General features: G+C 44.6%; 9 protein-coding genes and 1 tRNA gene. 4 read left to right on the top strand and 6 right to left on the bottom strand.

All coding sequences use genetic code 11. From position 1 onward, the window contains the following. Nucleotides 1-120 precede the first annotated feature (120 nt). From AB6E51_RS18545 to lolB, 6 genes are all read right to left on the bottom strand, one after another. Nucleotides 121-197 (bottom strand) — tRNA-Met (locus tag AB6E51_RS18545). A gap of 280 nt (nucleotides 198-477) precedes the next feature. Continuing rightward, nucleotides 478-1,569 (bottom strand): redox-regulated ATPase YchF, encoded by a 1,092-nt coding sequence (gene ychF / locus AB6E51_RS18540; RefSeq protein WP_372058798.1) that lies wholly within the window; start codon nucleotides 1,567-1,569, stop codon nucleotides 478-480. 10 nt (nucleotides 1,570-1,579) lie between these two features. Beyond that, nucleotides 1,580-2,170 (bottom strand): aminoacyl-tRNA hydrolase, encoded by a 591-nt coding sequence (gene pth / locus AB6E51_RS18535; protein ID WP_004739815.1) that lies wholly within the window; start codon nucleotides 2,168-2,170, stop codon nucleotides 1,580-1,582. Nucleotides 2,171-2,393: 223 nt separating this feature from the next. After that, nucleotides 2,394-3,338, bottom strand: coding sequence for a ribose-phosphate pyrophosphokinase (locus tag AB6E51_RS18530; RefSeq protein WP_004739814.1), 945 nt, complete (start codon nucleotides 3,336-3,338; stop codon nucleotides 2,394-2,396). Nucleotides 3,339-3,365: 27 nt separating this feature from the next. Next, entirely contained in the window at nucleotides 3,366-4,241 is an 876-nt protein-coding gene (ispE, locus tag AB6E51_RS18525; protein ID WP_372058797.1) for a 4-(cytidine 5'-diphospho)-2-C-methyl-D-erythritol kinase, read from the bottom strand. Beyond that, the gene (gene lolB, locus AB6E51_RS18520) at nucleotides 4,238-4,885 is read right to left on the bottom strand and encodes a lipoprotein insertase outer membrane protein LolB (RefSeq protein ID WP_372058796.1); all 648 of its coding nucleotides are present in this window, start codon (nucleotides 4,883-4,885) and stop codon (nucleotides 4,238-4,240) included. Before lolB ends, ispE begins: the two co-directional genes overlap by 4 nt. Before the next feature lie 160 nt (nucleotides 4,886-5,045). Between lolB and hemA the strand changes: the two genes are divergently transcribed. The 4 genes from hemA to AB6E51_RS18500 all read left to right on the top strand — a co-directional run bounded on the left by hemA (nucleotide 5,046) and on the right by AB6E51_RS18500 (nucleotide 8,866). After that, on the top strand, nucleotides 5,046-6,305 hold the full coding sequence (gene hemA / locus AB6E51_RS18515; protein ID WP_017062312.1) for a glutamyl-tRNA reductase: 1,260 nt from the start codon (nucleotides 5,046-5,048) through the stop codon (nucleotides 6,303-6,305). A gap of 28 nt (nucleotides 6,306-6,333) precedes the next feature. Further along, nucleotides 6,334-7,422 (top strand): peptide chain release factor 1, encoded by a 1,089-nt coding sequence (gene prfA, locus AB6E51_RS18510; protein WP_017062313.1) that lies wholly within the window; start codon nucleotides 6,334-6,336, stop codon nucleotides 7,420-7,422. 5 nt (nucleotides 7,423-7,427) lie between these two features. Continuing rightward, nucleotides 7,428-8,288 carry a peptide chain release factor N(5)-glutamine methyltransferase gene (gene prmC / locus AB6E51_RS18505; RefSeq protein WP_017062314.1) on the top strand — a complete coding sequence of 287 codons (861 nt, stop codon included), beginning with the start codon at nucleotides 7,428-7,430 and terminating at the stop codon, nucleotides 8,286-8,288. 194 nt (nucleotides 8,289-8,482) lie between these two features. After that, entirely contained in the window at nucleotides 8,483-8,866 is a 384-nt protein-coding gene (locus AB6E51_RS18500; RefSeq protein ID WP_009848726.1) for a SirB2 family protein, read from the top strand. Nucleotides 8,867-8,877 lie beyond the last annotated feature (11 nt).

Below are 8,877 nucleotides of genomic sequence, written 5' to 3'. Positions count from 1 at the left end.
ACCTCTCGGCGCCAGAACCTAAATCTGGTGCGTCTACCAATTCCGCCACGACCGCGTTATTTCCTAAAAACTCTTTGTTACTAAAGACAAACTTTAATATCAAATAGAGTGCTTAGGAAATGGTGGCTACTGCGGGATTTGAACCTGCGACCCCATCATTATGAGTGATGTGCTCTAACCAACTGAGCTAAGTAGCCATTTCCATATTGTTGCTCATTTCGAAACGTTGCCGCTTCGCTGTGAACGGGGCGCATTATGCGGAGTTGAGTGAAACCCGTCAACTTTTTTTTTGAATAAATCGCGAATAAACATCTGTTCGGTTTCTTTTTAGGCAAAGAGGCGTATTTGTCGACAAAAAACAGGTCTAAAAGGCGATATATATAGGAAGTTAACTTTCTGGTGAGGGACAATTTAGAAAGGGGAAAAACAAAAAGGCCAGTGAATTCACTGGCCTTTTTTCTAGATGTCTAATCAGAATTATACATTGAAGCGGAAGTGAACAACGTCACCATCTTTAACGATGTATTCTTTACCTTCAAGGCGCCATTTACCTGCGTCTTTCGCACCGCTCTCACCGTTAAATTCGATGAAGTGATCGAATCCAACAACTTCAGCACGGATGAAACCTTTCTCGAAGTCTGTGTGGATCTTACCCGCTGCTTGTGGCGCAGTTGCACCTACAGGGATTGTCCAAGCACGAACTTCTTTAACACCAGCTGTGAAGTAAGTCTGAAGAGTCAGTAGTTCGTAACCAGAGCGGATCACTCGGTTAAGACCTGGTTCTTCGATACCCATATCCGCAAGGAACTCTTCGCGATCTTCGTCATCAAGCTCAGAAAGCTCTGATTCGATTGCTGCACAAACAGCAACAACAACGTTGTTTTCGTTTTCTGCGTATTCACGAACAGCGTCTAGGTATGGGTTATTTTCAAAACCATCTTCTGCAACGTTTGCGATGTACATTGTTGGCTTAAGCGTTAGGAAGTTTAGGTAGCCGATTGCTGCCGCTTCTTCTTTGCCAAGTTCAACAGTACGTCCCATACCACCTTCAGTTAGAACTGGAAGTAGCTTTTCTAGTACAGTGATTTCGAATTTAGCGTCTTTGTCGCCGCCTTTCGCTTTCTTCGCGTTACGTTGAATTGCACGCTCACAGCTGTCTAAGTCAGCCAGTGCAAGTTCTAGGTTGATCACTTCGATATCTTCAATTGGAGATACTTTGCCAGCAACGTGAACAATGTTTTCATTTTCAAAGCAGCGTACAACGTGACCGATAGCGTCAGTTTCACGGATGTTAGCTAGGAATTTGTTACCAAGACCTTCACCTTTAGATGCGCCAGCAACTAGGCCCGCGATATCTACGAATTCCATTGTCGTTGGAAGGATCTTCTGTGGATTAACAATTTTTGCTAATGCATCTAAGCGTAGATCTGGAACCGGAACGATACCTGTGTTTGGTTCGATCGTACAAAATGGAAAGTTTGCTGCTTCGATGCCTGCTTTAGTCAGTGCGTTAAACAGAGTTGACTTACCAACGTTTGGTAGACCAACGATGCCACATTTAAAACCCATGATATAAACCTTATTCTGCTTTGAACGTATGTAAGCGATTTTGTGCTTTTGGTAGGCCATCTTTTAATAAGATGTCTAGGCTGCGAACCGATTCGTCAACGACGGCCTCGATACACTCTTGCTCTTTTTGAGGAGCTTTGCCTAATACATAACCTGCAACTTTATCTTTGTGTCCTGGATGGCCGATGCCTAATCTAAGACGATAGAATTCTTTATTGTTACCCTGCTTGCTGATGATGTCTTTCAGACCATTATGTCCGCCATGACCACCACCTTTTTTAAACTTTCCAATACCAGGAGGCAGATCTAACTCATCGTGAGCGACCATGATCTCTTCTGGTTTAATTTGGTAGAACTTTGCTAAGGCTGCAACTGCTTTGCCTGACAAGTTCATAAAAGTCGTTGGGATCAGCAAACGAAGATCTTCACCGTGAACCATGATACGACCCGTTAGGCCAAAGAACTTTGGTTCGTTCTTTAGTGTCACGTTATGTACACGCGCTAATTCTTCAACTACCCAAGCGCCCGCGTTGTGGCGAGTTTTGGCGTATTCTGGACCTGGATTAGCCAGTCCAACGAGAAGTTTTATTTGTTGGCTCAAGGTATGGATCTCTCTTGGGATTTCAAAAAGCGCCGTATGATATCACAGTTTATGAAAAAGGTGCGAGCTAGCTGATAGCTGCGCGATTATTCCTGTTTGTGATAACTAGCAGTGCAATATTACTCAGACATAAAAAAAGCACTTCATTGACTGAAGTGCTTAATATCTTTCTCTCGCGTGTTTCTAAAACCAAGCTTTTGTAAAAAAAGCTATTGGGCTTTGATTAGTTGAACATCGCTGAGATTGATTCTTCGTTGCTGATACGACGAATCGCTTCAGCAAGCATGCGAGAAAGGCTAAGTGTTGTCACTTTACCCGTCGCAGCCATCTCTGGAGATAGAGAGATAGAATCCGTTACGATAACTTGGTCTAGAACAGAGTTCTTGATGTTGTTCGCAGCAGTACCAGAGAAAACAGCGTGAGTTGCGTAAGCGAATACACGCTTAGCACCGCGCTCTTTAAGCGCTTCAGCTGCTTTACATAGTGTGCCACCCGTATCGATCATGTCATCAACGATAACACAGTCACGACCTTCAACATCACCGATTAGGTTCATTACTTCAGAAACGTTAGCACGTGGACGACGCTTATCAACGATAGCGATGTCAACATCACCTAGCGCTTTAGCCGTTGCACGAGCACGTACAACACCACCAAGGTCTGGAGAAACCACAACTGGGTTTTCTAAGCCACGGTTCGCCATGTCTTCTAGAAGAACTGGAGTGCCGAAGATGTTATCAACAGGTACATCGAAGAAGCCTTGGATTTGCTCTGCGTGTAGGTCGATAGTAAGAACGCGGTCAACGCCAACGTTAGAAAGGAAATCTGCAACAACTTTTGCAGTAATTGGCACACGAGCAGAACGTACACGACGATCTTGACGGGCATAACCGAAGTAAGGGATTACAGCAGTAATACGGCCAGCAGAAGCACGGCGCATTGCGTCAATCATTACCACCAATTCCATAAGGTTGTCATTGGTTGGTGCACAAGTTGATTGAATCAGGAATACATCGCTACCACGAACGTTTTCATTGATTTGAACAGCGACTTCGCCATCAGAAAAACGGTCTACAGTAGCATCGCCAAGAGAGATGTATAGACGATCAGCAATACGTTGGGCTAGTTCAGGTGTTGCGTTACCAGCAAATAGCTTCATATCAGGCACGGTGGAAACCTCGGGTTGCGTCCAGTTTTAAATAGATTGTGGGTGGGCTGATTGGTATTCAGCCAGAGTTTCTTTTAAAGGAGAAATGTTTCTTCCTTTCGCTACGAAAGCGGAAACTGTGTCAGGCAGTTGTTCTCGCACCAATTCGGCTTCTTTTTTGCTGTTAAATTCAGCAAAAACGCACGAACCTGTACCAGTCAATCTCGACGGCGCGTATTGTAGCAGCCATGAAAGTTGCTTATCAACCTCTGGGTACAGCATTCGCACAATTTTTTCGCAATCGTTTACGTATTCTTGCTCTAGAAGCGTTGCTAGCGCTCGCTTTGGCGTATTTCGAGTTAATTCTGAATGTTTGAATATGTCTGCAGTTGCTATGCTCACTTGAGGTTTGGCGACTAGATACCATTTTTCATCCGGATTAGCTGGTGACAATTGTTCTCCAACCCCTTCAGCAAAGGCGGCGTGGCCTCGAACGAAGACAGGAACGTCAGCACCAAGCTTCAAACCGATCTCTGCAAGTTGATCATCAGAAAGATTCAGTTGCCACAAGTAATTAAGCGCCACTAACACAGTTGCAGCATTTGAAGAGCCTCCGCCAATACCACCACCCATTGGTAGCACTTTCTTTAGCTCAATATCGGCACCGAAAGAGGTTGAGGTGTACTGTTGAAGTGCAGTAGCGGCTTTCCAAATTAGGTTGTCTTCAAGCGCTACACCAGGTATTTCTGGCGTGATGGTTATCGAGCTCGTTTCTGAGTTTGCGGTAACCGTCAGTTCATCACCAAAGTCAACGAACTGAAAGAGTGTTTGAAGCTCGTGGTAACCATTATCACGTCGGCCAGTGATATAAAGAAATAGATTCAGCTTTGCTGGAGAAGGCCAGTGTGTTGGTGTTGTAATCATTTTTTCAGTGTCCACTTCGAAACTACGATGTTGATTTTGTTTTGGTCTTGCTTGAAAGAGAGTCGAGTAGGGAGCGGAATCGTCTCCACATTTACTTTGTCTTCACCAGATTGCAGAGTACTCGGCATCTCTGTATTGCGATAGTTAGCAAAACTCAGAGTCCATAGTTGGTTGCTGACTTGCTTGGTTAGTGACTCAAGGGTGTTCGTTGTATTTAGCTGATAGCTATCCGCTTGGTCTGGAATGCCAAGGAACCATTGTGGCAGATGATCAACAGGGATCTTCAAGCCTGTAAGCTGCTCAACCAAAATAGAGGCGCTCGCGTGGGTAAATACTTGGTCATCATAAGTGACGACTTTTGCACCCGATGGATCTATGGTTAGGTTCAGTGCAGTTTGACCGAGAAAAGTAGTGAGCCTTAATTGACTTTGATTTGGTGAATGTTTCCAAATGAAATTTAGGCTTTGACGTTGCTCTGGGGAAATGTAAGCGAGCTTGCCTGAGGCTTGATAGTTGTCTATCTGTAAAAGCCGATCTTGATGACTTTGCCATTCAACGCTGGTTGGTTGTTCTGGGATAGACGAGCAACCCACCATAGTTATGGCCATAAAAATAAGAGACGCGATTTTGAGAAGCTTGCTCATGTTTGCTCACAACTTGTTCAAATTTATCTAAAAAACGCTTCAACTATAGCATTGAATTCACGAACTCAGGAAAACAAATCCCGCTTGCTCTTTAAATAGAGCCATGCATCAAGTAAAATTCGCCCCTTGTTTCCATTCCCTGATCGAGAACTTCTGATACATGTCTTTGCTTGCCGTAGGTATCAATCACAATACAGCGTCGGTTGAATTGCGAGAAAAAGTCGCTTTTGGTCCAGATAAATTATCTGAGGCACTCAAGCAACTTAACGCAAATGCACACGTGAATGGAAGTGTCATACTTTCTACCTGTAATCGAACTGAAGTGTATTGCGACGTTAAAGGCGTGGCTAAAAACAAACTCATCGATTGGTTGTCGGTTTTCCATCAAGTTAGCCCAGAAGAGCTAAAGCCAAGCCTTTATATCCATGAAGAGCAGGCGGCGATTAAACACTTAATGCGCGTTGCTTGTGGTTTGGACTCTTTAGTCTTGGGTGAACCGCAGATCTTAGGTCAGGTGAAGCAAGCGTATACGGACTCGCGAGAGAACAAATCCGTTGATGCTTCAATGGAAAAACTATTCCAGAAATCATTTTCTGTTGCGAAGCGTGTTCGAACTGAAACTGAAATCGGCGGAAGCGCGGTTTCTGTAGCTTACGCAGCCTGTACCTTAGCCAAGCATATTTTTGAATCCATCGCAGATTCAACCGTGTTACTGGTTGGTGCGGGTGAAACCATTGAGCTGGTGGCTAAGCACCTTTCGGCGAATGGCTGTACAAAAATGATTGTGGCGAACCGAACTCGAGAACGTGCTCTAGGGCTAGCAGAAGAATTTGGTGCTGAAGTGATCAGCTTGAATGAGATCCCTGATCATCTTCATCGAGCGGACATCGTAATTAGCTCAACCGCAAGTCCATTGCCTATTATCGGTAAGGGTATGGTTGAGACTGCTCTAAAAACAAGAAAGCATCAGCCGATGTTATTGGTTGATATTGCCGTTCCACGTGATGTGGAATCGCAGGTTGGTGATCTAAATGATGCCTACCTTTATTCGGTTGATGATTTGCAGTCGATTGTTGATGGCAATATCGAACAACGTAAAGTTGAAGCGATTCAAGCTGAAGCGATCGTCAGTGAAGAAAGTGCCGCGTTCATGAGTTGGATGCGCTCTTTACAAGCGGTAGACAGTATTCGAGATTACCGTAAATCGGCTAACGAAATCCGCGAAGAATTATTAAGTAAAAGTTTACAATCGCTTGCCGCTGGCGGTGACCCTGAAAAAGTTTTACTCGAGCTCAGCAATAAGCTCACAAACAAATTGATCCATGCTCCAACGCGCGCACTTCAAAGTGCAGCTGAGCAAGGAGAACCTGCAAAATTAATGGTCATTAGACAGAGTTTGGGCTTAGAAAACCCTCAATAATATTAGACCTCCAACAAGATAAGACATTATGAAAGCCTCGATTCTAGTAAAGCTTGAAACACTTGTTGAACGCTATGAAGAAGTTCAACATCTACTTGGTGATCCAGATGTAATCGGGAATCAAGACAAATTCCGTGCACTTTCGAAAGAATACTCTCAACTTGAAGAAGTGACAGCTTGCTTCCAGTCATACCAGCAAGCGAAAGAAGATCTAGAAGCTGCTGAAGAGATGGCAAACGAAGACGACGCAGAAATGCGTGAAATGGCTCAAGATGAAATCAAAGATGCGAAAGCAGCAATTGAGCGTCTGACTGATGAGCTACAGATTCTTCTTATTCCAAAAGATCCAAACGATGAGCGTAACTGTTTCCTAGAAATCCGCGCAGGTGCGGGTGGTGATGAAGCAGGTATCTTCGCGGGCAACCTGTTCCGTATGTACTCTAAGTTTGCTGAGAAGAAAGGTTGGCGTGTTGAAATCATGAGCAGCAATGCTTCTGAGCAAGGCGGCTACAAAGAGATGATCGCTAAGGTTAGTGGCGACGCTGTTTACGGCACCATGAAGTTTGAGTCAGGCGGTCACCGTGTACAACGTGTACCTGAAACCGAATCTCAAGGCCGTGTTCACACGTCAGCATGTACGGTTGCGGTTATGCCTGAGATCCCAGAAGCGGATCTTCCAGAAATCAAAGCGGGCGACCTTAAAATTGATACTTTCCGTGCATCAGGCGCGGGTGGTCAGCACGTTAACACCACGGATTCAGCAATCCGTATTACTCACTTACCAACGGGTACAGTAGTAGAGTGTCAGGACGAGCGTTCTCAGCATAAAAACAAAGCGAAAGCGATGGCTGTTCTTGCTGCTCGTATTGTTCAAGCAGAAGAAGAGCGCCGCGCGGCAGCGGTTTCTGATACACGTCGTAACCTACTAGGTTCGGGTGACCGTAGTGACCGTATTCGTACGTACAACTACCCACAAGGCCGTGTTTCGGATCACCGTATCAACCTTACAATTTACCGTCTTAACGAAGTACTTGAAGGTGACATGCAAAGCTTGCTTGATCCTGTACTTCAAGAGCACCAAGCCGATCAGCTTGCTGCACTTGCAGAGAACAACTAACCAGTATGCAGTCAGCATATACGGTTGAAAGTGCTTTAAAAGCAGCAATCGTAAAGCTTCAAGAGGGTGATAACACATCACCCTCTATTGATGCCGCGGTACTGCTTTGTCACGCCTTAGATAAACCAAGATCTTACCTACTGACTTGGCCTGAGAAGCATCTCACCTCTGAGCAAGAGTCTGAATTCAATGCCCTTCTAAAACGTCGCTTAACCGGTGAGCCTGTGGCTTACATTATCGGTGAGCGTGAGTTTTGGTCACTGCCGTTAAAAGTTTCCCCTTCTACATTAATCCCACGCCCAGATACCGAGCGTTTGGTTGAAGTAGCGTTGGATAAAACCTTTGGCAAGCAAGGCGCGATTCTCGATTTAGGGACAGGTACAGGTGCTATCGCGTTAGCATTGGCGTCTGAGATGCCGAATCGACAGGTGACGGGTATTGATCTTCGCCCTGAAGCGCAGCAGCTTGCGACAGAGAATGCACAGCGTCTCAACATCACCAATGCGACTTTTTTGCATGGTAGTTGGTTTGAGCCTTTGAGCTCTGAAGGCGTTGTGAAATTCTCTCTGATTGTTTCTAACCCGCCATACATTGAGAAGAATGATCCTCATTTGTCTCAAGGCGATGTGCGTTTTGAGCCGATCACAGCACTGGTTGCTGAAGAGAAAGGGCTTGCAGATATTCGATACATTTCTGAAAACGCACGTGGCTTTTTGGAAAATGAAGGTTGGTTAGCATTTGAACACGGCTATGACCAAGGTTTGGCAGTTCGTGAGATTATGCAGGCGCTCGGTTATCTCGATGTTGTCACAGAGAAAGATTACGGTGGTAATGACCGAGTGACATTGGGTCGTTACTGTTCATAGTTAGTGATTGTTAATCGTCTTGTGAGCAATGGATGATGAACTTGCTAAATTGATACCTTTAACTCGACAATACATTTAACCCGATAATGCATTTAACGCAGAAATACAGAGATTTTATGCAGAACTACAGAGCATTAACGGGTATTGTGAGGCTCGTGTTAACGAAAGCACATATAAAAATATAAAGGAATACCATGTACGAAGGTCTAAAACATTTTCACCTATTAACGATTGCTATAAGTGCGCTACTTCTCTCGATTCGTTTCGCTCTTATGATGGCTAACTCACCTAAGCTTAAGCATCCTTTCTTGCAGCGTTTCCCTCATATCAATGACTCGTTGCTATTGCTATCGGGTATTGGTTTGATTTTCATCACTGGCTTTATTCCATTTACACCAGCAGCACCATGGTTAACCGAAAAACTAACTTGTGTTATGGCTTACATCGCATTAGGTTTCTTTGCGCTTAAGCTAGGTAAAAACAAGCTACTGAGAGTATTCTCTTTCTTTGGTGCGCTTGGCTGGTTAGCGATGGCAGGCAAAATCGCAATGACCAAGACACCAACATTTTTCGGTTAATTATCTCCTTA

This window comes from Vibrio sp. 10N.247.311.47, from assembly GCF_041467535.1.
GTDB classification, from domain to species: Bacteria; Pseudomonadota; Gammaproteobacteria; order Enterobacterales; family Vibrionaceae; genus Vibrio; species Vibrio crassostreae_C.
Note: the sequence above shows the minus strand (reverse complement) of the source record. Positions and strands in the feature narration are given on the sequence as shown.

Excerpts from the sequence above, each read along its gene's own strand:
- prmC (WP_017062314.1), top strand. The coding sequence starts at position 7,428 with ATGCAGTCAGCATATACGGTTGAAAGTGCTTTAAAAGCAGCAATCGTA.
- prfA (WP_017062313.1), top strand. The coding sequence starts at position 6,334 with ATGAAAGCCTCGATTCTAGTAAAGCTTGAAACACTTGTTGAACGCTAT.
- AB6E51_RS18500 (WP_009848726.1), top strand. The coding sequence starts at position 8,483 with ATGTACGAAGGTCTAAAACATTTTCACCTATTAACGATTGCTATAAGT.
- hemA (WP_017062312.1), top strand. The coding sequence starts at position 5,046 with ATGTCTTTGCTTGCCGTAGGTATCAATCACAATACAGCGTCGGTTGAA.
- ispE (WP_372058797.1), bottom strand. The coding sequence starts at position 4,241 with ATGATTACAACACCAACACACTGGCCTTCTCCAGCAAAGCTGAATCTA.
- ychF (WP_372058798.1), bottom strand. The coding sequence starts at position 1,569 with ATGGGTTTTAAATGTGGCATCGTTGGTCTACCAAACGTTGGTAAGTCA.
- lolB (WP_372058796.1), bottom strand. The coding sequence starts at position 4,885 with ATGAGCAAGCTTCTCAAAATCGCGTCTCTTATTTTTATGGCCATAACT.